This window comes from Thermoplasmatales archaeon (assembly GCA_026127925.1).
In the GTDB taxonomy this organism is placed as follows: domain Archaea; phylum Thermoplasmatota; class Thermoplasmata; order Thermoplasmatales; family Thermoplasmataceae; genus JAKAYB01.
On the sequence record JAJSLM010000013.1, the window covers coordinates 1 to 22,575 of the forward strand.

Below are 22,575 nucleotides of genomic sequence, written 5' to 3' on the forward strand. Positions count from 1 at the left end.
AGGATATTGAAGAACAGAATGGAGAAGAGAAGGAGGTTGAAAGAAAATGTCTCATAAAACAGCGGAAAAACTGTCCAAAATTAGAGGGCGCAGATCAGACTACATTGATAATTCTCGATTATATTTTTTCGTTATGAGTTCATTGTTCTGCCATTTCCATTTTTATCTTCCTAATCTCCCTGTTGTATGCATCTGCTATTTCTGACAGTGTTATTGTTCCAAGCACTTGCCCATTTTTTTCATGATTCATTACGATAAGTTTCCCATCGGCAGACCGCGTAAGAAGATCGAGGGCTTCGTGTATATTCGCATTATCTCCAATCGTGATTGGATTAGGGTTCATTACGTCTTTCACTTTGAGGACTGAAATATTAGAATCTTGCTTGATATGTTCTATAGAAAGGGCGCCCTGAAGTATGCTGCCGGATTGGACAACTATCATTTTCGTTTTGGTGGATCTGAGTTTTTCAAGGCCCTCCCTTAAGGGATCATTTTCCTCCACGTACGGATATTCTCTATTCATTGCATCTCTCACAGAAATCTGATCCATTACGGGCGTTTCATATTCCAGTTTATGTGCTGGAGACTGGGATCGATTGAGAACCTGTGCACTGTATATTGAGTACTTGGAGCCGGAGACAAAATATGATATTACTGTGGAAAGCATTAGCGGAAGAAAGAGCGCAAATCCCCCAGTCATCTCTGTACCCATGATCATAACGGAAATTGGCGCTTTCGAGATTCCTCCAAAGAAAGCAATCATAGTAACTATCGTTATTTCTGTAACATTCAGGTACGGGAAGAAAGGATGTATCACTATACCAATCGCCGCACCCATGAAAGCTCCTGTAACTATACCCGGAGCAAAGACACCCCCAGATCCTCCAGATCCTATAGTGAATGAGGTGGCTATAATTTTCATGAAAAAAAGGACTATCAGTATCCACAAAGGTAACAGGACAAGATTGTCAAGGAATATCTGCTGTACCCAGCCATAGCCAAGACCCAATACTTCTGGGAAAAATATTGCTATGACACCAACTATAGCCGCGCCTATTGCAGGCCTGAAATATTTCGATACCTTCAACTTTTTAAAAAGACTCTGGATGCCATAAAAGAACTTGACGTAGAGGATTCCGCCTGCACCTGCGAGTATTCCGATGCCCGCATAAACCAAAAGAGCTTCGGGGTGAACGAATCCAAGATAGGTTGTTCATGGAATAAGGAACAGGGCTCGATACCCAAAAACATAGCCAAATATGGAGTAACCTGTAACAGAAGCTATAATGGATGGAACCAGAGCCTCAACCTCGAAATCCTGCCTGTAGAGAATTTCTGTGCTTAACAGTGCACCTCCAAGAGGGGCCATGAATATGCTTCCAATACCTGCTCCTATGCCTGCTGCCATCGCTATCCTTCTATCCTTGTCTGAAAGCCTGAATAGATCGGATGCAAAAGATCCAAAACCTGCGGCGATCTGTGCTGTTGGGCCCTCCCTCCCTGCGCTTCCACCGGAACCGATCGTTATCGCGGAAGAAACAAGCTTGACAAGTGGGATCCTTCTCCTTATTTTTCCATCATTGTTATGGAAAGCACTTATCGCCGCATCTGTCCCGTGTCCTTCAGCTTCTGGGGCAAATCGATATACGATGAATCCAGAGATCAGGCCACCAGCAACAAGCGACAAGGGAATAAGGTACCACCTGTAATGGCCTATGGTATACAGAGGGGTTGATGCGGTTATTCCCAGGCCAGATTTTGGGGGAGAAAAACCGGTTATTCCAGTAAGCATAAAATGAGTAACTAGCAGGATCGAATAATACAGGGCAAGGCTTCCAACTCCAGCTATTATTCCAATAAATACACCGAGGATGACCCATTTACCGACGGCGCTTTTAATCATAAAATCATGTAAGGTCTCAATTACACCATTCGAAGAAACTGATTTACGCAACTCGTAATGAATATATCTTGGCGCAATAAAACATTTTGCTGCAGAAAGTTACCGTAGCAGGCAAGGTACCATTGATCCCTTAATTGCTCATTAGGCATAGTTGAATAACAAGAATTTAATGTCCTTGTGATGTTGAATATTGGAGTCATAGGTGGAAGCACGGCCGAGAAAAAATATCTGGAAATAGCTGAAAAAATTGGGCGCTTACTTGCATCCAGAAAGGTTGTAGTAATATGTGGAGGTAAGAACGGTGTAATGGAATCAGTATCTCGCGGAGTTCACGAGGCAGGTGGGACGGTCGTAGGCATCCTTCCAGGAACATCAAGTTCAGAAGGCAATGCCTATCTGACTGTATCTATTCCAACGGGGATCGGTTATGCAAGGAATTTTCTTATAGTCCGTGCTTCTGATGCGTTGATAGCGATAGACGGATCAACCGGGACACTCTCTGAGGCTTCATTTGCTCTTACGGAAGGAAAATCAGTTGTTTCAATCGGCACGCACATTGAGACAAAACTTAAGGATGGAGACGGCAAATTCCTGTCTGTTCAAACCGCAGAACAGGCAGTCGAGCTGGTTATGAAGGAAGCGCAGGATCACAGAGATTCCCAAGGACCAGTCTCAGAGGAGGATTAAGAGTCCTGAGGACGAATCACATAGAATGCAGAGGCACTGCCTCAACGGCCTCACACTTGGCCCATTATTGCTACTTTTTCCGGAGCAAATTTATCCACTGCTATATTCATAATAACCATGGCAATACCTATCAAAAGGAGCAGGGGTATCAGCGGAAAAGGGCGAGAAAGGAAGCCCATGTCCGTCGGGAACATTATGGGGTATTTTAGGGTCCCATAATAGGGAAATAATGTTATGGCAAGCAAAGAGACAATGCTGAATAATATAACGAATAGCCTGAAACCAAGTGTGGTAATTGAAAGCAGATCGTAGATCATGAAACTGATTAAGACAGCAACAATGCCAAACAATACAACCGTTTGGTTTTGTGGATAAAGGGTTATGTCGACAACGAAGAAGGAAAGTCCAACTATGAGTGATATCCAACGTACTTTTTTTGTTATGGATGGATCTTTTCTCTTTATCCAGAACGGTGCAAGGCTGATCATTCCCATTGCTATCAGAACCATAAAATCTGTTATGTTAACGAGAAACGATGCTCCAGCTAGAGCTAGAATTATGATTAAAGCCAGTGTAAAAACCCATGATAGATTTCGCAATGAAGTCGGAAAAAAACCATCTTCAGAAAGTGTTCTGAGGTGTCTCGATCCCGCAATCAATGCCGGGACGAATGTAGTTACGGTCGCCAACAGGAAAGCGATGAGAATCGGGATCTCGTATCTCTTTCCCACGTAGTGCCCGATAAGGTACAGGGAAGGGATCGAGACCTTACTAATCACGCTGTAAGGAACGTGAAGGGTAAATACAGTCAAGGCATCAAATAACATAACAGCAGTCGCAATGATAACCGTAGCGACCATGGCAAATGTAATGTAATGTTCCTTGGAATATTTCTTTCCTTTGAGGAAAAATGAAACTATGGGTACCTTCGATTCCGGAACAGTTTCACGCGTCATAATAGCTATCTCCTGGAAACCAAAGAACAGTATGAAGAGATAACCGGTGTTTTCCAGGATGTCAAACCCAACATTCCCGCCGCTATAGGAAAATATGCCGGTAAAGTTCCAGTGCCCAGCATTTCCCAGCCATACTCCCTGGAAAATGACCAGTGTGACCATTATGATAACCATCATGATCTGCGAGTACCCTATGATCCTGAGATACTTGTGTTCGTAGAAAGCATTGACCACAAACCAGAGCGCAAAAAGGCCTATGACGACACTCTCAAGGCCATATATCGACAGAGTTGAAAGACCCAGACTTTCAAGGATGCGAGGGAATGTAACGAATGAAAATGTAACAAAATATAACGCAGAAAATGCGGCCAGCGAAGTATTTGCTATCCAAAGAGAAAAACGTGTGATGAAATATCTTGCAGATTTGTCTCCTGTCGCGGTTTTTACAAACGTTGGCCCGCCTACGGATTCAATGTCATGGTGATGGGAGAAGATGATCATCGAAGAGTAGAGTTTTGCGAGTAGAAATGACAGAACTGCAGGGATAGCGAGTGAAATGATCGAAACATAAGCAAATTGAATTATATTTACTGGTAAAATTATGAAAAGAGGGGAACCGATCGTAGAGCCAATTCCTAGTGCCAGCAAGGTTGAGAATCCATAAACAGGCTTGGATATCTTTTTAGAAACAGGTTTAACAAAAGCTATCTTTCTTGCTCTTATAAAAATAGAAATAAGCGCAACGCCCGCTATCAGCGTAGAGAGAGATGAAAATATTTCCACTCCATCGATTAGTGTTAGTTTTCCTGTTAGGGAAAAGGTATAAATGGACCCAGTTAGTACAAAAGCGCATAATATTGTAATTATGGCACCTAAAGAAAGAGACAAGATTTTCAGTGATAGAACAAGACGCTCATTCAGGTTAAAATTCATCCTGGAATTATGCTTCATGTTAGGTCTTTTCCATTTCCTTAAAAGTTTCACCTGCGATTCTTAATGCTATCAGCGCTGAAATTATCATAAGAATTGATAAGACGAACGTCGCAAGGACTATAGCAGTTGAATCGAAACGGTTGTTTAAAGTTGATCTGGATATATTCGAAATATAATCGATCATGGCGTACGGATTATGATAGGCAAAAAAAACTGGGAGTGCGAACGTGAGCCCAATAAACATAAGAAAAGCAGAAAATGCAATCTGCCCGGTACCGAGTAGAATGAAGCTAATCGGGTTGATCTCTTTCCGTTTTCCTATCAAGTCCACAAAACTAGCTATTTCAGAATCAGGAGAATCAACCAGTTCCTTTCTTAAGTAACTCATGTAGTAATCGTTGCTCTTAGCCAGAGCCATTACTGACTTTATATTCTGCTTAAGCTGATCTATTGAGGTTTCACTTTTATTATTTTTATCCTGCCCGTCCAGTGTCACAATATTGGTATTAATATCGCATTATATTTAAATTATTCCTTTTGACGTTTAATGGAAATACGGAGCGCCATTGAGATTCCTTATATATCTGGATTCATTGGAGAATTCATATGTATCCGAAGCAGTTTGAATATTTTGAACCAACAAGTATATCGGAGACTATCGAGATACTTGAAAATCATGAGAGCAGCAAGATCCTTGCCGGCGGTCAAAGCCTTATCCCGCTTATGAAGGCGAGAATAACGGACATCCCGTACCTTGTCAGTCTGGCAAGAGTACCAAATCTCAGCTATATTAAACGTGAAGGCGATACCATTGCTATAGGCTCAATGACGCTTGATTCGGATCTTGAGTACTCCAAGGAGATTACCGATGACTTCGCTGTTTTTCATGACGCTTTGCTGCATTTGGCGGACCCGTTGATTAGAAACATGGGAACGATAGGCGGAAACATGTCGCATGGTGATCCCAGTAACGATCTTCCCTCGGTTGCGTTGGCTCTTGGTGCAACAATGGAAATAGAGGGTAGAACAGGTTCAAGAGAAGTTTCTGCGGACGATTTTTTTGTTGATACGTTTACGACAGCAATTAAAACAGGAGAGATACTTAGAGAAATACGTTTTCCCTTATGGCACGGCAATTCGGGTGGCGCCTATGTCAAAAGCAGAAAGGGCACAGCAGATTTTTCTATAGCTACGGTGGCAACTCAGATAGAGCTTAATGGCAACACTTGCGAAAGAATCAGGGTAGCGATGTCTTCTGTTGCTCCTACCCCTATCAGGGCCAGGAAGGCTGAATCATTCCTTGCGGGGAAAAAAATGAATGAAGATGCTATAAAAAAGGCCGCAGAACTCGTGGCCGATGATGCAAATCCCACTTCTGATCTCATGGGGACTGCCGATTTCAAGCTCAGCATTCTAAGAAAGACGGCAAGAGAGAGTATAAGAAAAGCATTTGAGAGGGCAACGGGTGTATGAAAATGGAAAAACATCGTGTAAATATTAACATAAATGGGAAGGAGTATTCAGAAGAGATTGAGCCGAGAACGCTCCTTGTAACATTCCTAAGGGATATTGCAGGCTTAACGGGAACACATATAGGATGTGATACTTCCAATTGTGGGGCATGCACCGTTATCATGAACGGCAGGGCAGTGAAATCATGCACTGTTCTTGCTGTGCAGGCTAGCGGATCGAAGATACTTACCATAGAAGGATTCTCTAAAGATGGGGATAAAATGAATCCGATCCAGAAAGCATTCGTAGAAAAAAAAGGATATCAGTGCGGTTACTGTACTTCCGGGATGATCCTCACTGCACTTTCGCTTCTCAACAGGAAGAGGAACCTTACGGAAGACGAGATTAGGGAAGCTCTGAGCGGGAATCTCTGCCGCTGCACTGGATATGACAGTATCATTGATTCAATAATGCTTGCAGATAGCGATATGACTAAGAAGAAGCAAGAAGAAATCTCGGTGGAGGCCTGAAATCATGAATCTTGATGAAAAATTTGTGAAGGGAAAGGGGCAATTTATTGGTGATATTTCGTTTCCGAATACACTCTATTTGAGTTTTGTCAGAAGCAACTATGCCCGTGCCAGGATAGTTAAAATTTCCGGTGGAATTACTCACAAGGACGTTGCATTGAAAGTTTCGTCTGTAGGCGAGGGTGGGGAAGGTGGATTCGGCTCAATAGCTCACCCGGTTTTAGCAAGCAATTTTGTCGCTTATGTTGGGCAACCGATAGCAGCTGTATATGCGGCGGATCCATATACTTCAGAGGATCTGATTGATTCTGTACAGGTCGATTACGACCCCCTCAAAGCGGTGACGGATCCGGAGAAAGCAATAGATTTTGAACCGATACACCCAGGACTGAAATCAAATGTTGTTATAGATAGGTACTTCGGTGAGGACTTCGAAATAGATGCTGATGTTGTAGTTGAAGATAGGTTTGTCAATAACAGGGTAGCTACAGACCCTATAGAACCCAGGGGGATAGTATGTAATTACGACGGTAAAAGACTCACTGTCTGGACATCAACTCAAAGCGTGTTCAGCATACGTGGTGGATTGAGTGAGGCCCTCGGGATGCCAGAATCTGATATTCATGTTATACAGACTGATACTGGGGGTGCATTTGGGCTGAAAGGGGGGATGTATCCTGAGTACATAGTGGCTTCGTATCTCGCCATGAAAGAGCACAAGCCCGTGAAATGGATCGAGACAAGGCGCGAACACCTGATGGCAAGTAGGCCGGGAAGAGGTGTGATTGGAAAAATAAAGCTTTTTGCCGATCGCGAAGGTCGTATAAAGGGACTTAAGGGAGACGTTATAGTGGACAATGGTGCATATTCTGGCGGGTCTGGCGAGTTTAGTTCAATGTTCGTGGGTCGCCAACTTGCGGGTGTATATAAGATTGATAGGGCATATGTGAGGGCAAGATCCGTTCTTACGAACAAGGTTCCACAGGGACCTTATAGGGGTGCGGGAAGGCCTGAGGCGATGTTCTTCATAGAAAGGATTGTGGATCGCCTTGCAGACGAGCTGAACATGGATCCGCTCGCTTTGAGGCTGAAAAATGCGACAACTGAAAATTACAAGTCTCCTCTTGGTTATAATATAGAGCCATCCAGGGATTTCATCGAGAAAGCCGGTGAGGCTCTTGAGTATAGGAAATATTATCCTCATGGCAACTCTGGCTTTTCTGTAGGTATACTTTATCATGCAACCAGCGGCGGAGAATCCGCCAGAATACAGGTGAAGGATGGCAAGGTTACATTCTGGCTTGGCGGGAACGCCCATGGGCAGAGGCATGATGTATGGGGAAAGATGTTGATCCAGGAAGAACTAGGTGTCGACCAATCCATAATAGAATTTATGAACGGAGACAGCGATGCTCTTGAATCCGGTATAGGGACTTGGGGAAGCCGTTCTGCAATGGTCGGTGGCTCGGCGCTTGTCGTGGCTGCAAGAAAGTTAAAGAAGAAGGTCGAAGAAGCAAATGGAATATATTCCGTATCATCACTTCTTTCAGGGGAATGGGACGAATACGAATTCTTTGATTATGACAAGACCGAGAGCAGTCTCTGTGCAAACCTTGTTACAGTTGACGTTTCAGGCCTTCCAAAGATCAGGGTAGAAAAGTGCAGTGCATATTATGACGCTGGACGTGTACTCGATCCGGTTTATGCTGCTGGTCAAAATGCTGGTGGCTCCGCAGAAGGTATCGGGCAGGTTCTCACAGAATCTTTAACGTTCAATGATGAAGGCCAGCCATTGACAGCATCGATTGCCGATGCAGGCGTACTCACTGCAGATCTTCTTCCTAGATTCGAGGTAAAATTCCACCACTCTGAATCTACTCTGCCCTCAAAGGCGAAAGGTATTGGCGAAGCTCCCACTATAGGAGTACCAACCGCGCTCTCACGTGCAATAGAAAGGGCAACCGGATTGAGAATTAGGGAAACTCCGTTGTCGATGGAATACCTTATGAAGGCCGTTAAAAATTAGGTAACAGAGAGAAGATCCGAAGGGATTATCTTATCTCAAAACGCGCTTGCAAAAGAGAAGTTGCTGGGAAAAACATGACTTTTTCTATTTCTCAAAGCGCTGAAGTCATGGGAAAACCAATGAATATCCATGTAAGAATCCAATCTAGAACGCAGTTTATTTCTTCAGCAGGATCTTCATGGCTTCTGGTATCTTCTCGATCATGTCGTTTATGTCGTACCAATAGGACTTTTCCTTGTAGCACAGATCACCGACAGTTTTGTTGAGCAATGATGCCATGCAGGCGGATTCGAACGCGCTGGAGGACCTGGCAGAAATTGCGGTAGTCAATCCTGCAAGTAGATCTCCCGTTCCTCCCATCGTCATTCTAGGATTTCCACCCTCCACCCTTATGACTTTATCATGGAAAACAACGAGATCTTCCAGACCCTTAAGAATTATGACGATGTTGAATTTCTTGGAAAAGGCTATGGCATTTTCTTCTGTCGGCTTTGTCCCAGATATCCTTTCAAATTCTCCATGGTGTGGCGTTATTATTATTTCGGGCTTACTAAGCTCCTTCCTTATCACACTCAACAAGTCAAGTCCGTCTGCATCGACGACAACAACACCTGAAAACTCTTTTAGGTGAGAAAGGATCGGTGAGATATCCTGCCCTTTACCCAGGCCAGGACCTATAAGTATCGAATTGCTTTTTTCCATATCAACAAGAGTTTTATCATCAATTGGCCTGACAATTATCTGCGGGTCATAAGAACTCAGAACGACTCTGTTGTAGTCATTGCTGTATATCCTTACAAGATCTGCACCTGCCTTAACGGCCCCACTGGCAGAAATTATACCGGATCCGTAAAAGGTCCAGCCGGCCACGATTGCAACAACACCATTCATCCCCTTGTGCGAATCAACCTCCGGAAGTCTATAATATACAAAATCACCAGGACCAGCATATTTGAACGCCTTTTCTGGGATTCCTATATCCGCTATAACAATCTTCCCGGAATTTTGTTCGTTCATGCCTTCCTTTACGTCCGTGAATGTGACTGTCATAAATGGGTGTATTGCAACTTCGGATCCGAGTGCTGAGGGGACGTCTACCGATACAATTTTCTTACCCGAGGAATTCATCTTCGTTATTACATCATCAAAAGGAGATCTAGGAGTTCCATTGAATCCTGAGCCGAATATTGCATCTAAAACGACGTCCGCTTCCTTCAAAGAATTTTCGAATTGTGATTCTTCAATGATTTTACCTTTGTATCCGGACAAAGCTTTGAGGGCATGTTGACCTCTCAGCGATTCTCTGCCTTTAACGAAGTAGACCATCACACCATTTGTTGCAGAAAGTATGCTGGAAGCGACCAATCCGTCTCCTGCATTGTTCCCTACTCCACAGACGGTCAGTATCTTATTACCGCAACCAAATTCCTTTGATACTGAACCAGCCACAGAACGGCCGGCATTTTCCATCAGAGTATACATGTCGCCAAAGAAATATTCATAATTTTTATCAGATTTTTCAACGTCTTTGTAGGTTATCATTTCCCGTCACCAATACATGATTACAAACGGGTTAATGATATGTTCAATTTGATTCTATTTTATGATTTTTCCAGTGGCGATCTGCCATAAGTACAGATCAAATATTCCCGGTTCCATAGAAATATTATTCGCCAGTTCGATGAAGAGTTTCTCTGATTCAAGGTACCAATATCTAGAATTAACTTTTATGGGCCTGTCCGGAAATTCTTTCCTGAGTATCGACAAGATATGTTTATCGAGAATAGCGAAATCGAAAATTCCAACGTTCCTGAGGAAATGAGAGGCTTCCTTAAAACCAATTCCTGGAACGTTTGTCACAAGGTATTCTCTTGTACCTGCTTTATCGGGAGATTTAATTAGTTCTGGCAGTTCATCAATGATCCATCTGGAATCGCTGATGAACCTGCTTCTGACATTATAAAATCTGTACTTACACGATTTAAGTTCTCTCGAGAGTTCTTCCTGAGGCATGGTTGCAAAACCGCTATAACCTATGTAATTCTGGGTCCTTATGCCCATTTCTGCGGAGGTATTGGCTGCTAAAATGCAAAAACAGAGTTCCTCAAAGATCTTTTCTTTGGAGGATTTCCCTGCAGAAATGAATTCTTGCTTTTTCTTTTCAATAAGTTTAGAAACTGGAGAGTTAATACGTTTTCTTACCTCATTGAGAATCGATGGGGCGTTAATGTTCAGGGAAGTGTCTTCCACTCAGTTTCCTCAAAAAAATTACTTGAAGATTTCGTACATCTTCAAGGCTTTCTTAAGTCTGGATTCAACGTCCGTCCAGTTAACATTCTTCAGGAAAGCATCGAGGTATGGTGCGCGTTTTGCTCCATAATCTGTGTAATACGCATGTTCATAAACATCTAGGGCCAGGACGACTACAGCATTCCATATGCCGTTTGAATTGTGTGCATCTGCTCCAATGTTTCTTAATTTTCCAAGATTGAGATCGAAGACGCAAAGGCTCCATCCTCTGAACGCTATTCCGGTGGCTTTGAAATCCTCAACCCACTTCTCGTAGCTTCCGAAGTCCTTTTCAACTTGTTTTTTGAACTCGGGCTCTACACTTTTGTGGTCTTTTGTCATACCGCCAAAATATATTTCGTGCAATAGAGAGCCATCGTAATTAAAAGTCTCTTCAAGTTTAAGTTCTCTCAGGTCGCTGTAATTCTGATTAGCTTTGCTCCTATCAACAGAAGGCAACTTTGACCATATTTCGTTAAGCTTGTTCACGTATCCTTTATAATGCGTTTCAAAATGATAATCTATCTGCTGATCAGAGATGCCGTCCAGTCCTTTTGGTTTTAATCTATCTTTTGTTTCCCATGTTTCTGCCATTTTTTTACACCTAATTCCAAATGGAGTTAACGTTTAAAAAGTTAATGAAACCTTACAATGTACATATTTTTCTAGCTTATATGGCGCTCATTACTCCGCTGTCCTTATGAAAAAAAGAATGTGTCTAAGGGAATTCAAGAATGGATCTTACATTCTCCATGTGTGCGGTTTGTGGTACTTTGTTTGTGGCTCTGTTCCTTGAAAGCCATTCGTCAAGACTCTCCTCATCTATCGTTCTGGCCCTACTTACCTCCTCCTGACAATCGGCACAGTACAACCCATTAAAAATCAATGATCCACAGATAATGCAGTGATGTTTGGCTCCCATCTCAAAGGTATTCTCGCACTTACTTAATATTTTTTCCATCGATTTGAGAGCATGTGTAATACTTTATTAGGGGATGTAAAAAGTAAATCTAGGAAGTATATTAACGAAGCGTATTGCCAATTTTTTAATACACACATGATTTAATTAGGAATATCTGCGCGAGGGATTTTCATTACGGAATGTGCAATCCATGTTGCTTTGGGGTTGCTTTGGAATCTTGTTCCGTCAGGGACATGGTGTTTCACAGAATCTCCCTAGCCTCTTGCTGCAAGCGGGAAAAGATAAGATAAATTAGCAGGATAACATTACCGAGCTGATTGATATCTGCAGCTTTTCTGCTTGTTACGGTTTTTGCTGCCGTTTTCGCAATAATGGATCCTATCGGGGCTGTCCCTATAGTGATAGCCTTAACCAAGTCCTATTCTAGAAAGGATCGCAATATAGTAGTATTCAAAAGCGTTCTGGTTGCGGCCGGGATGATATTTGGATTTATGTTCGTTGGTGAATATATATTCAGTGTGCTCGGTATCAGCATATTTGACTTCAAGGTTGCTGGCGGGATACTCCTTTTTCTTGTTGCGTTTGAGATGCTTCAGGGCAATATCCCAGGTACTTCTATAACGGAGAAGGAAAAAGAAGAATCCATGGAGAAGGAAGAGATAAGCGTTGTCCCTATAGGTACCCCGCTGTTGGCAGGTCCGGGAACAATAACAGCTGCGATGATATACTTCAATCAGGATAATTATGGGTTGACATTGCGCTTGGTCGTAGTTCTGGGCGTAGCGTTGGCTATTGTCGTGTCCTATTTTATACTGAAATATTCCCTTCCGTTATTTGATCGACTGGGGAGGGTTGGTTCACTTATCATCACGAGAATAATGGGTATCCTCCTTATGTCTCTCGCTATAGATTTCATAGCTACCGGTATTATTTCGATAGTGGCCACCGTGTGATTATTCTACACTCTTTAATCTCTGGAAAATTGCTTTGTGATAGATTTATAACTTTCTGCATGTTATGGATCGACAACAATGTTTAAATTAGCTGTTGTTTCAATACCCACGAGGGTGCTAGATAACGATCTGGACAGGAATATAGCCTTTTTTCTCTCAGATATAGGGTATATACCTAGACTTAAACCGACCACGGATATGCAGACAATAACCAGGTCGGCATATTACAGGCTCTTTAAGGAATGCCTTTTATTGAACCCTGACAGATACTGGACCGGGGATGAATTGATGGCATACCTGGCAACTAGCAGGACGACTCTTTACAGGCATCTGAACAAGCTGAAGTACCTTGACATTCTCGAGGAAATACAAGATGGAAAAACAAAGAAATACCGCCTGCGTTCAGGAAACCTTCTAAAAGCTTGGAACTGGGTCGAGGTAAATGTGAAAATGGCTCTTGATAACTATAGGAAGACTGTGGAGCATATACAGGAGATCATAGATTCCTCAAAATGATTTTTTTGAAATTGGATTGCGATTTCTTGTTTGAAGTCTCTTTTCTCACCTGTAATTTCAAATGGAATTAGTTCTGGCTTTCATGAAACGCTAAAATATAAGTTACTAATTAAAGGTCAGAGGGAAGTAACCCTGAAATCATTCGAAAGAATAGAATCGATTGTCAATAAGATCGGAGTGTGCCTATCTGGGATGGAGTTGCATAATGAAGAAGAAGGCAGGCCTTTCTAGGATAATCAGGTTACTTCAAGGATCGATGATAAACTTGGACATGATTGAGATTAAAAAGGGTGGGCAGTACAAGGTCGTTTCGAATAGCGGAAAGGATGAACCACTTGAAACGGTAGGTGAATTTGTAGGATATACAATTCTTGGTGAAGAAGGTGCGGTATGCTTCAGGGTCAAGGGCGAAGACAGCAGGTCCTTCCTCAGGCTTATACCTGTTTCCGGTCTTATTGCAATTGAGTTCGGAGACGAGGAGTTGCTCTCTAAGAAAAAATCTGAAGAACAGGACAAAACCACCTATATTAGCTGAACACTTTCCATTATTTTATACACCGGGCCGGAAGCGGTGAGTATGCTCTGGTATACAGACATATGATCTATGGCCTTTTCCAAATGTATCCTATCAAATCTTTTAAGAACGTTTTCTAAATTATTTGGCCTCTTTGATCTTGCTACTGTTATGTGCGGTACAAAAGCTCTCTTTTCTGGCCATTTTCCAACATTCATTCTCGCAATGAGATCATAATCTAAAAGTATCTCTTCCACGGCATCAACGTTCATGTACAGAATTCGTGCCTTCTTTGCTTCGGGAAAACATCCGAGGCCCGAAATTCTCAGGATAAATTGTTTAAGTTTAAGTTTTCTAAATTCTGTCAATAATCTTGAGGTTTCTTCTTCGTTCAATTCACCGAAGAAGCGAAAGGTCAAATGCAATTCCGGTGTGTTTACCGTTCGAACGCTTTCAAATTCTTTCAGATAAGAATAAAGATCTTGTATATCGCTGAATCGTTCTATGGAACATGCGATGAAAATTCTCATGCTAAAGCATGCCTTTCCTTGGAAATAATTTTTTCCTGTTTGAATGCAACTGTTGTGTTCGCCATAAACTATGTGTTCATTCAACGTTAGTCAAAGTATTCCGCGTTATCCAATAGATGAAGGAATCTGGAACTTTCACAAAAGGAATGCAAAAGCATGTTTAAGGGTGGCAAAACGGAGCACGAATGAAAAGGCAGCTTTTAGGGGCCGAATTTCAGATCGTTAGTGGAAAGAATAACCTATATACGTATGACTGATTATCATCAATGACCAAAATACCTGAAGAATTGAGGTATCTCAAGACGCATGAATGGTTTAGAACAGATGGCGATATTGTGACAGTGGGCATATCTGATTTTGCACAGTCTCAGCTTACGGATGTTGTCTTTATAGATTTTCCGCCAAAGGGCGTACAAAAGAAGGCTGGAGAGCCATTGCTTTCAATCGAATCTGTCAAGTCTGCAGAGGATATTTTTTCTCCTGTCGATGGCGAGGTAGTCGAGGTGAACAAAGAACTTTCTGACTCTCCCGAGAGAGTAAACAAAGATCCCTATGGCAGCTGGCTGGTAAAATTAAGGAAGACAGGAAAAACGGCAGATTCAATGTCCGCCGAAGAATATAGGAAATTCATAGGAGAATAATCTCTTAGATGAGTGAACACAGGGATAAGTATTACTATCGTGCAAAAAAGGAAAGATTCAACAGCAGAGCTGCCTATAAGCTTCTTGAAATTTCAAGAAAATTTGGTATACCCAGAGAAGGTGACCGTGTCCTCGAGATAGGTTCTTCTCCAGGTGGATGGACGCAAGTAATCACGGAGATCACGGGACAGGAAGTTTTCTGTGTCGATAAAAATAGCATGAAAAAGGTCCCTGGGGCGATATTCCTGAGAGGAGATATAACCCGGAGTGAATTTCGTGGCGAATTAAAGGAAACCATGGGTTCGCACGGTTTACAAACATTCGATGGCATACTTTCGGACGCCATGTCCGAAACAACGGGAAACACGAGCATAGATCATTCTTCTTCATACCTCATTTGTCAATCGGTCCTGTCGCTTTCTGAGGATTTTCTCAAGGAACATGGCTATATCGTGGTAAAGCAGTTTCAGGGTGACCTGACAAAGGCTTTTTTCTCGGAGTGGGGAAAGAGGTTCGCTTTTTCCAAGATCACCACCGTTTCCGCTTCAAGAAAAGGAAGCAAGGAGATATACATGATCTTTAAGGATTATCGACACCAGAATTGATCTGCCTGAAACCATTTCTGATCAGGTTTTCCCTTATTCCCGCGTAAAATTCATGGTCGACAATTATTATGTGATCTTCTATAAATTTAGCTCTAATAAATTCATCAATCTCATCATTCATCGCAGCAAGCCTTTCCATATCGAGCCTTTCAAAACCCTTTATCCTATTTATCCTCTTTATCCATGCCTCGGCAAATTCGTAAGGGTTTGTGTCGTGAAAATCATAATTTATTATCTTCTTCTTCCTTATTGAATGTCTCATCAACGCGAACGTTTTCACATGCTTCATGTAGGCGTCGTTGAATTTCTGGTCTTCAAGATCAATGCCTCTAACTGGAATACCGTGAGATGTTGCATACTGGACAGCAACGATATATATTGGTGGGGGCGTCATGACCTCCCCGTATTTATGTAGCCTCAATCCATATATTATTTCGTAGTCAGAAAGTGTCATCTCGAAGGGGGCCTTCAGGAATTCCTGCAGGCCAAGAACCTGTTCCTCCGGTATCGTGATGAGCATTTCCCTGGGGTGAATTTTCTCAAGGAGCTCACGCAACTCATCTCCGTGGCTAACGAGGCCCTTGACCCCAGAGAATATCCTAATTGTCTTCTCTCCATTCGAAAATTCTAAAAACATTAAAGACTCTTTCTTTTCTGTATCAGATCAAGAAGCAGGTCCGGTTCAGAGATCCGCCTCAGCTCCGAGAGCGTGATCACAGGGCATCCAGCGACGTTCATTTTACTCTCATCCTTCCTGCTTACAAGAAACGCTTCGTTGTCCAACACGCTGCTGAGGTTATTGAGTGCCGCAATCCTGTTCGCTGGAGCACTCTCCTTTGCCATTACGTCTATCAGGAAAGAAAGAACCTCCCTTCCAAATGCTATGGCATCGAACGGAGATTTTTGAAGGGTCTCGATCTCATACCCGTAACCTGTCATGAGCGATGCGAATTCTGAGAAGAAAATATCATTCTGCTCTTCAGCCTCAGGGATCTTGTTTGTTGCAGCAAGATCCGTAAGATCAACTCCCTTTTTAAGATCGGAGTCAAAGAGGCGCTGCAGTTTCACGAATATATCGATGCTTACGCCGCTCCCATTCTCATACAGTGATACAGATCTCCTGGAAGTTCCGACTTTGCTAGCAACGTACCCGATGGAGAAACGCAATTTTTCCATTTGTTCCTTAAGTTTTTCACCGTTGATCGAAACATAAATACCTCCTGGGCCCGAACAAACGTAGGGTTTTTCTCCGTTGATGTAGTCATAGAAACTTTCTGGAGAAAATATCGGAACGTTATGGCGATAGTAAACGATCCCACGTTCAAGTTTTCCACTCCCCCCTTTCTCCCCGATGATTATCGGGGCTGCTGCAGTGGATCTGGACAGCTTCATCATCTCAATTGCGGAAGTATACCTGAGAGTATCGATGTTATGCAGTATCTTTATGATAAGTTTGAGACGCTCCCTCACGGCAATCAAGTCGAAACTCACCAGCCCGTTTAGATTAGGATCGCTAACCTTGAAACCATCATGAACGAGGAACTTGAAAATGTCTCTTATGAGTTCCGACCTTCGATCTTCCATACCGCCTAAAGTTTATTAATGGTATATTAATGTTTCGAAACCTTTTGAGAATAATGCACGATCGCTATTTCGCATAACCATGCAAAAAAGCATGATTTTTGCTATATGCCAGATTTCTGGTCGTGTGTTGCAATGGGAATTTCATCTGTATTAAGTGGCGTGGAGGATTTCTCAGGGCAAAGTTTCACTTTGCAGCCGTTGCAAACAATACCGCTGAGATCGTTCTGCGTTTCAATCCATATGCTTTTTACTCCTGAAATTTCTGAAATTTCGCCGTAAATCCTCTTCGGGGCCTCTTTGTGAAGAAGTAGCCTGATCGAAGGTGTTTCTAAACAGTTATCCGCTCTAATCTCTCGCATGAAAAATGAATACCTCTCTATGATCTTTAGTGTCTGTTTGAACACATAGGAAAATTTTCCTCTCTGGATCTCTATTGTCACTATTCCGCCACCGAAGAGCTTGTAAACGGAACCAAGATCTGGCATTGGCTTTAGGCTGCTCATGATATCCCTTATCTCCGGATTTTCAGATATCAGCGTTATGGTTTCGTAAAGGGTTCTTCTGTTGACATTCAATTTCTTCGAGATTTCGCCGATCGACAGTTCCATATCTGAGAGGTAGAGCTTCTGTCCAACTACAGAAATACCTAGATTAAACAACTCTCTGGTAATCCTCGCTTTTGTCGGATGATTCTTGAAGTAGTCCTCCAGTATTAAAAACATCTGTACATAGATTTTATAGGACTATATATACTGTGCAGTTTATCCGAACAAGAATTTCAAACGCAGTGCTATTGCACTTTGTGTTTGGTCCTCCATTTCGACTATTTCATACAGTTCAAAGGGAGATTGTTTCAGTACAGTTTCCACAGAGTTTAGCAAGCCATTTCTGAAGAATGTGATCCGGATCTTTTCTTCGGGACGAAAATCAAGGAGGTTATCCGTTTTAATCTTGCCGTTGCTCTCCTGCAAATTTTTCAGGAATTTATCATCGAACTTGAATCCATTTAATGCTACCAGCTCGTCCCCTGCACTCAATCCAGCAGCGTATGCAGGCGAGTCCTGAAGAACACTGTCTACGACTCTCGGAGATGTTGACTTTAGAAGTATGCCTAGGTACGGTTTTACAGAAATTTCGTGTCCGTTTGTCTTTATGTAACTCTTCCTCAGTTTGAGACCCAGAACTTTAAGAATCTCATCAAAATTTATCTTCTCTTCTCCGTCGACATGGCGCATGAAAAAGGGTGAAAAATTAACATCCGAAATTTCGTGCAGCCCCTTTAACAGGTCCTTTTCCGTATAACCCTTACCATCCTTCATGAACTTGTCCATAAGGTACCTGAACAGGTCATCCAACGATTTTTTTCCACCTGTTTCCTCAAGTATCTTTACATTCATAGCAATTGCAATTAATTCTCCAAGCAGGTAATAAGAGATGTAGTCATTGACATTGTTTGGGGAAGGCCTATAAAGCTTGATCCAGCTATTGAATGAAGATTGCGATGCAGAGCATGCAAGTGAACCCGGTAAAAGCTCATAAATCCTGATCTTCTCAGAAACATGTTTGTAATAATCCTTCTCTTCTGTAAGTTTTGCCCTTAAAATATAAAGATTCCCCATAAAGTCAGTGAACCCTTCTGCAAACCAGAGCATGGTAGTATAGTTCTCCTGTTTGTAATTGAACGGTCCAAGTTCGGCGGGGCGAATTCTCTTCACGTTCCAGAGGTGGAAGAATTCATGAGAGGTAACGGAAAGAAACGCCCTGTACTTTTCGAACGTACCGAATTTGAATCGATCTATGTTAATTGACGTGGAGTTAACGTGTTCCAGGCCGCCTTCCGACGTTGTATCTGAATCAACGAGGTGGTATATGAAAACATATCTTTCATAAGGAAGTCCATGAAATAACTTGGAGAATTCTTCTACGATCTTTTTAACGTCCTCAGTGATTTTATTTTCATCTTCGTTTCCATGTCCGCAAAGAACGATCTCATGCTCCTTTCCCAGGACTGAAAAATACAAGCTCTTGTGTGTTCCAATTTCTATCGGGCAGTCTACTAGGTTGTCATAATTATCTGCAAGGAACTTATTCGCACCAAGAGACTTCAGACCTGTAGAGATTCTCCATCCCTGAGGAGGCGCTATATCAATTTCAATGGGCAGTTCCTTGAAGGTTTCAACATACATGAAAACTGAGGTTCCGTTTATATAGGCATGGCTTGAGTTCAACTGGCTAGTATGAACAGAAAGATTGTCCGCAAACACGGAGTATGTGAGTGTGATCAAGTTTGCAGATTGTGTAAATACCTTCCAGGTGGACTTATCAACTTTCGAGAATTTCAAAATCCCTTTTTGGGATTCCACCCTGAAATTCCTAACGTATCTGGCAAAATCCTCTATAGAATATGATCCTGGGACCCATGCAGGCATGGTGAACATAATCTCATCCTGATGAAGATCGGACAGCTCGATCTTAACTTCAAAATAATGGGAATTAGGCTTTTTTATGTCAAGAAAATAATGCAGTTTCATGAATTTCTAATGGTCAGTATATAACAACATAAATTATTTTCTTCCATTCTACTTGCAAATTCGAATGTCTTACTCTATTCTTGATCTCGCTGGCATTTTTAGAGAAAAATCAATAAAGTTCGTTTAATGTAGTGTTATTTACAATAAAATCCAAAATTTTAAAATAGGATTCTAATGGACTACGAGAAAAAAGCCTGTTCTGTTAACTGGTGTGTAAGTGTAACTTTTTAACGCCTACTCGTAGGAACGATCTTCCCTGTAATTCTGATAGTTCATCATGTATTCCTCGCTCCTCTGTGCTATGGTAGATTCCGAGGAAAACGCTGCGCTGAGATTTCCATAGTACTTTTTTATCTTCTCTTCAACTGGGAGATACGTCTTAAGTGCCTCTTTCACATCCTCAGCTTCCGTAAGTTTACGCTCTTTGAAAACTGCGATATCACCTGATGCTCTAATAAGACCACCAAGTTCCCTGAGGCGCAAAGTGAATGCATGTTCTTTATGATCCACATCTCTTCCTCTCCTCAGGCCCTCATCTATGACTAACTTGGCCGCTTCCATTGTCATATGTGGAATCTTCCCATCTATGGCGATCTCCTGTGCTATGAACTGCAAGTACTTCATTCTGTTTTCCGGAGTATCTGGCATTGTTATTTCCATTAGAACTTCGTAACCGCCGCCAACTATACGTGACCTCAGCGGGCTGAGAATGTATTGTAAATCCTGCATGTTGCAGGCTGCTACAAGAATGAAATCTGCTGGAACATTATCTACCCTTACGCTCGCTCCTGCGCTTTGCGGATTCCTACCGGTGATCGGGAATATTTTTTCCTGCATGGCAGTAAGTATGAATCTCTGCAGATTTCCGAGATGCGTCACCTCGTCTATGAAAAGAACCCCCTCATGAGCTTCATGGACAGCTCCGGCGATCACACGTTCATATGGAAGAGTCCCGAGTTGTGGGTGGCCACCATATGGATCGTGCCGAACATCCCCAAGAAGTTCGGTCTCGCTTGCACCCGTAGCAAGCACAAATGGATTCCTATCTATTGGAACTATGACTTTGCTAGGACTCTTTTTTTCCAACTTCCTCCTGCGTTCAAGGGTCTTCTCATCCAGAATTCTTATCTTGTCGCCGAAGCGTTCGTAAACTATAACCTCTTCCCGATCGCCGTTTCGTTTCGTGGAAGTGACCCTTTCTGTATTGTTTTGAACGCCAAATGCGGCTCCTATAACGTTGAATACGTCTCCGAACGGTCCCTGTGTTGTCGGTTGTACCTTCGGGCTGTCGCAGTTAGGACAGTTAGCGTCCGTCGGGAGAGAATAAAAACCGCACTTCTGGCACCTGTAGCCTAATCGCTCGGCAACATTGAGTGGCGCTTCTCTTGGATCTATAAGTGTGCCCTCAACCGAATTTTGTTCTTCCCGCTCGAGCATTATCTGCGACCTGCTCTTTACTTCAACAAACGGTCTCTCTGGATACTGTGGATTGTGAACGACACGAACCTCCTCAGTCGGGCGCTCAATGTAGAACGACATGGCCTGTGCGATCATTGATTTTCCGACACCTGGAGGGCCAACAAGCAATAAATGCCTTCTCTGCTTCGCAGCAATTTGTGCCATCTTTACTGCGTCATGCTGTCCAATAACCCTGTCAAGCGGATTGTTGGGTATATGGACAAACGAAGTGTCCGGAATATCTGCGAACTCTGCTCCAGCTAACGGTGATCCCATGGTGCTATCCTCACATCGATCGGTTTCTTTGTTATTAAACCTACCCTTGCCCCATATATATTCTTAATTCCAATCCTGTAAGCTACATCTATCATCCTTTGGGATATGACTCCCCCTGTGATCAGGGTGTTAGCGTTCTGTATACTAGCCATCTTATCCACTGCCTCAGGAATCTGGAATGTTCCAAGAACAGTTCCCTGTGCATCATAAATTTCTGTGAGCTTTTCCTTTGCTAGGGCCATTCCCTTTCTAGCAATAGCTCTTGGATCCGAGAGGCTGAAGCTACCGTTAGGATTGTCAGTTTCTTGAGTAGGGGTATCATTTGCTTCGGTAACCTGAAGATCTTCTGAGGTCTCAGTTTCCTTGGGTTTTTGCTGTCCCTTCTGGTTGTCTTCTGCCTTCTTCGTGGGTTTTTGTGAGGTTTCCTGTGCGTTTCTCTCTGACAGTTCTTTTAGTTCTTCGGACATACCTTTCATAGAAAGGTACTGCTCTATCGGTGTTTTGTACCTGAGCGCCTTGACTATCTGTTTATATGTTAACTCCTCAACCTCAGTTCCCGGAGGGGCACGAGCAACAAAATCAACCTCTGCAACCTGGAGCATTTCCTTAAGGATAAGGTCCCCGCCCCTATCGCCATCGAGGAATACGGTAACGGTTCTTTCCCTTGAAATCTTCTGAACGGTTTTGGGTATATTCGTTCCCTGGACTGCAATTGTGTTTTTAATGCCGTACTTAAGAAGATTTAGAATATCGCTCCTCCCTTCGACAACAATGATGGAATCAGAATCGTTGATCGCAGGCCCTGCAGGGAGTTTTTCCTCTCCGTAGGAAATTATGTCCCCCTTCTCAACTTCCTCTCTCACACTTGCGACAAGACTCTCACTTACAGTTTTACTCCGGTCATTCATTTTTTTGTATAGGTCTTCAGCCCTTTCAATGATCTTCTGTCTTCTCTGTACGCGGACATCCTCTATGCTCTCTATCTCCACTCTCGCCTTGCATGGACCGATACGATCAATGGTTTCAAGGGATGCAGCCAATATAGAACTTTCTACCTTGTCAAGTCCGGAGGGGATAAAAATCACTCCTTCTGTTCTGCCTTTCTTGCTATCTATGTCGACTTCTATTCTCCCGATCTTTCCTCCTTTCTGGAGATCACGAAGATCAAGTTCATCGCCAAGAAGGCCTTCAGACTGTCCAAATATCGCGCCAACTACATCCGGTTTCTCAACCACACCATCCGTTGAAATTTTTGCTTTGATCATATAT

General features: G+C 42.7%; 23 protein-coding genes and 1 pseudogene. 9 read left to right on the forward strand and 15 right to left on the reverse strand.

Annotated elements, in window-relative coordinates:
- Window positions 1-139: 139 nt before the first annotated feature.
- Both LVQ96_08310 and LVQ96_08315 read right to left on the reverse strand, forming a co-directional pair.
- The gene (locus tag LVQ96_08310; protein ID MCW6171153.1) at window positions 140-523 is read right to left on the reverse strand and encodes a CBS domain-containing protein; all 384 of its coding nucleotides are present in this window, start codon (window positions 521-523) and stop codon (window positions 140-142) included.
- 171 nt (window positions 524-694) lie between these two features.
- Window positions 695-1,792, reverse strand: a pseudogene (locus LVQ96_08315) (chloride channel protein).
- A 291-nt stretch (window positions 1,793-2,083) separates the two neighbouring features.
- Here LVQ96_08315 and LVQ96_08320 point away from each other — a divergent pair.
- Window positions 2,084-2,590, forward strand: coding sequence for a TIGR00725 family protein (locus LVQ96_08320; GenBank protein MCW6171154.1), 507 nt, complete (start codon window positions 2,084-2,086; stop codon window positions 2,588-2,590).
- A gap of 50 nt (window positions 2,591-2,640) precedes the next feature.
- On the opposite strand, the gene LVQ96_08325 is transcribed toward LVQ96_08320, so the two are convergent.
- Together LVQ96_08325 and LVQ96_08330 are read right to left on the reverse strand one after the other, a co-directional pair.
- Window positions 2,641-4,497, reverse strand: coding sequence for an APC family permease (locus LVQ96_08325; protein ID MCW6171155.1), 1,857 nt, complete (start codon window positions 4,495-4,497; stop codon window positions 2,641-2,643).
- 1 nt (window position 4,498) lies between these two features.
- Window positions 4,499-4,975 (reverse strand): hypothetical protein, encoded by a 477-nt coding sequence (locus tag LVQ96_08330; GenBank protein MCW6171156.1) that lies wholly within the window; start codon window positions 4,973-4,975, stop codon window positions 4,499-4,501.
- Between the two features lie 110 nt (window positions 4,976-5,085).
- Between LVQ96_08330 and LVQ96_08335 the strand changes: the two genes are divergently transcribed.
- The 3 genes from LVQ96_08335 to LVQ96_08345 are packed head-to-tail and all read left to right on the forward strand — an operon-like array spanning window position 5,086 to window position 8,487.
- Window positions 5,086-5,952, forward strand: coding sequence for a xanthine dehydrogenase family protein subunit M (locus LVQ96_08335; protein ID MCW6171157.1), 867 nt, complete (start codon window positions 5,086-5,088; stop codon window positions 5,950-5,952).
- A gap of 2 nt (window positions 5,953-5,954) precedes the next feature.
- On the forward strand, window positions 5,955-6,461 hold the full coding sequence (locus tag LVQ96_08340) for a (2Fe-2S)-binding protein (GenBank protein ID MCW6171158.1): 507 nt from the start codon (window positions 5,955-5,957) through the stop codon (window positions 6,459-6,461).
- A 4-nt stretch (window positions 6,462-6,465) separates the two neighbouring features.
- Window positions 6,466-8,487 carry a xanthine dehydrogenase family protein molybdopterin-binding subunit gene (locus tag LVQ96_08345; protein MCW6171159.1) on the forward strand — a complete coding sequence of 674 codons (2,022 nt, stop codon included), beginning with the start codon at window positions 6,466-6,468 and terminating at the stop codon, window positions 8,485-8,487.
- A gap of 156 nt (window positions 8,488-8,643) precedes the next feature.
- On the opposite strand, the gene LVQ96_08350 is transcribed toward LVQ96_08345, so the two are convergent.
- From LVQ96_08350 to LVQ96_08365, 4 genes are all read right to left on the reverse strand, one after another.
- Window positions 8,644-10,029 carry an NAD(P)H-hydrate dehydratase gene (locus LVQ96_08350; GenBank protein ID MCW6171160.1) on the reverse strand — a complete coding sequence of 462 codons (1,386 nt, stop codon included), beginning with the start codon at window positions 10,027-10,029 and terminating at the stop codon, window positions 8,644-8,646.
- 54 nt (window positions 10,030-10,083) lie between these two features.
- Window positions 10,084-10,737 (reverse strand): N-glycosylase/DNA lyase, encoded by a 654-nt coding sequence (locus LVQ96_08355; GenBank protein MCW6171161.1) that lies wholly within the window; start codon window positions 10,735-10,737, stop codon window positions 10,084-10,086.
- A gap of 18 nt (window positions 10,738-10,755) precedes the next feature.
- Complete coding sequence (locus LVQ96_08360) at window positions 10,756-11,370, reverse strand: superoxide dismutase (protein MCW6171162.1); 615 nt, start codon at window positions 11,368-11,370, stop codon at window positions 10,756-10,758.
- Window positions 11,371-11,494: 124 nt separating this feature from the next.
- Window positions 11,495-11,698 (reverse strand): nucleotide-binding protein, encoded by a 204-nt coding sequence (locus LVQ96_08365; GenBank protein MCW6171163.1) that lies wholly within the window; start codon window positions 11,696-11,698, stop codon window positions 11,495-11,497.
- 317 nt (window positions 11,699-12,015) lie between these two features.
- Here LVQ96_08365 and LVQ96_08370 point away from each other — a divergent pair, with 317 nt between their 5' ends.
- The 3 genes from LVQ96_08370 (at window position 12,016) to LVQ96_08380 (ending at window position 13,702) form a co-directional block, all read left to right on the forward strand.
- Window positions 12,016-12,651 (forward strand): MarC family protein, encoded by a 636-nt coding sequence (locus LVQ96_08370; protein ID MCW6171164.1) that lies wholly within the window; start codon window positions 12,016-12,018, stop codon window positions 12,649-12,651.
- Between the two features lie 78 nt (window positions 12,652-12,729).
- Window positions 12,730-13,167 carry a helix-turn-helix domain-containing protein gene (locus LVQ96_08375; GenBank protein ID MCW6171165.1) on the forward strand — a complete coding sequence of 146 codons (438 nt, stop codon included), beginning with the start codon at window positions 12,730-12,732 and terminating at the stop codon, window positions 13,165-13,167.
- Between the two features lie 205 nt (window positions 13,168-13,372).
- Complete coding sequence (locus LVQ96_08380) at window positions 13,373-13,702, forward strand: hypothetical protein (protein MCW6171166.1); 330 nt, start codon at window positions 13,373-13,375, stop codon at window positions 13,700-13,702.
- Here the strand turns inward: LVQ96_08380 and thpR are convergent.
- Window positions 13,690-14,211 (reverse strand): RNA 2',3'-cyclic phosphodiesterase, encoded by a 522-nt coding sequence (gene thpR, locus LVQ96_08385; GenBank protein MCW6171167.1) that lies wholly within the window; start codon window positions 14,209-14,211, stop codon window positions 13,690-13,692. The genes LVQ96_08380 and thpR overlap by 13 nt on opposite strands.
- 266 nt (window positions 14,212-14,477) lie before the next feature.
- On the opposite strand from thpR, the gene gcvH reads away from it, so the two are divergent.
- A complete protein-coding gene (gene gcvH / locus LVQ96_08390) occupies window positions 14,478-14,852 on the forward strand; it encodes a glycine cleavage system protein GcvH (protein ID MCW6171168.1) in 375 nt (124 codons plus the stop codon).
- Window positions 14,853-14,860: 8 nt separating this feature from the next.
- Window positions 14,861-15,457 (forward strand): RlmE family RNA methyltransferase, encoded by a 597-nt coding sequence (locus tag LVQ96_08395; GenBank protein MCW6171169.1) that lies wholly within the window; start codon window positions 14,861-14,863, stop codon window positions 15,455-15,457.
- Here LVQ96_08395 and LVQ96_08400 read toward each other — a convergent pair.
- The 6 genes from LVQ96_08400 to LVQ96_08425 all read right to left on the reverse strand — a co-directional run bounded on the left by LVQ96_08400 (window position 15,432) and on the right by LVQ96_08425 (window position 22,571).
- Complete coding sequence (locus LVQ96_08400) at window positions 15,432-16,094, reverse strand: hypothetical protein (protein MCW6171170.1); 663 nt, start codon at window positions 16,092-16,094, stop codon at window positions 15,432-15,434. The genes LVQ96_08395 and LVQ96_08400 overlap by 26 nt on opposite strands.
- Window positions 16,094-17,041: a transcriptional regulator gene (locus LVQ96_08405; GenBank protein ID MCW6171171.1), complete on the reverse strand. Its 948-nt coding sequence runs from the start codon at window positions 17,039-17,041 to the stop codon at window positions 16,094-16,096. The genes LVQ96_08400 and LVQ96_08405 overlap by 1 nt, the downstream gene beginning before the upstream one ends.
- A 101-nt stretch (window positions 17,042-17,142) precedes the next feature.
- The gene (locus LVQ96_08410; GenBank protein ID MCW6171172.1) at window positions 17,143-17,763 is read right to left on the reverse strand and encodes a regulator; all 621 of its coding nucleotides are present in this window, start codon (window positions 17,761-17,763) and stop codon (window positions 17,143-17,145) included.
- A gap of 39 nt (window positions 17,764-17,802) precedes the next feature.
- The gene (locus LVQ96_08415) at window positions 17,803-19,572 is read right to left on the reverse strand and encodes a hypothetical protein (protein MCW6171173.1); all 1,770 of its coding nucleotides are present in this window, start codon (window positions 19,570-19,572) and stop codon (window positions 17,803-17,805) included.
- A 234-nt stretch (window positions 19,573-19,806) separates the two neighbouring features.
- Window positions 19,807-21,306 carry an ATP-binding protein gene (locus LVQ96_08420; GenBank protein ID MCW6171174.1) on the reverse strand — a complete coding sequence of 500 codons (1,500 nt, stop codon included), beginning with the start codon at window positions 21,304-21,306 and terminating at the stop codon, window positions 19,807-19,809.
- Window positions 21,291-22,571: a DNA primase gene (locus tag LVQ96_08425; GenBank protein MCW6171175.1), complete on the reverse strand. Its 1,281-nt coding sequence runs from the start codon at window positions 22,569-22,571 to the stop codon at window positions 21,291-21,293. The genes LVQ96_08420 and LVQ96_08425 overlap by 16 nt, the downstream gene beginning before the upstream one ends.
- Between the last annotated feature and the right edge of the window lie 4 nt (window positions 22,572-22,575).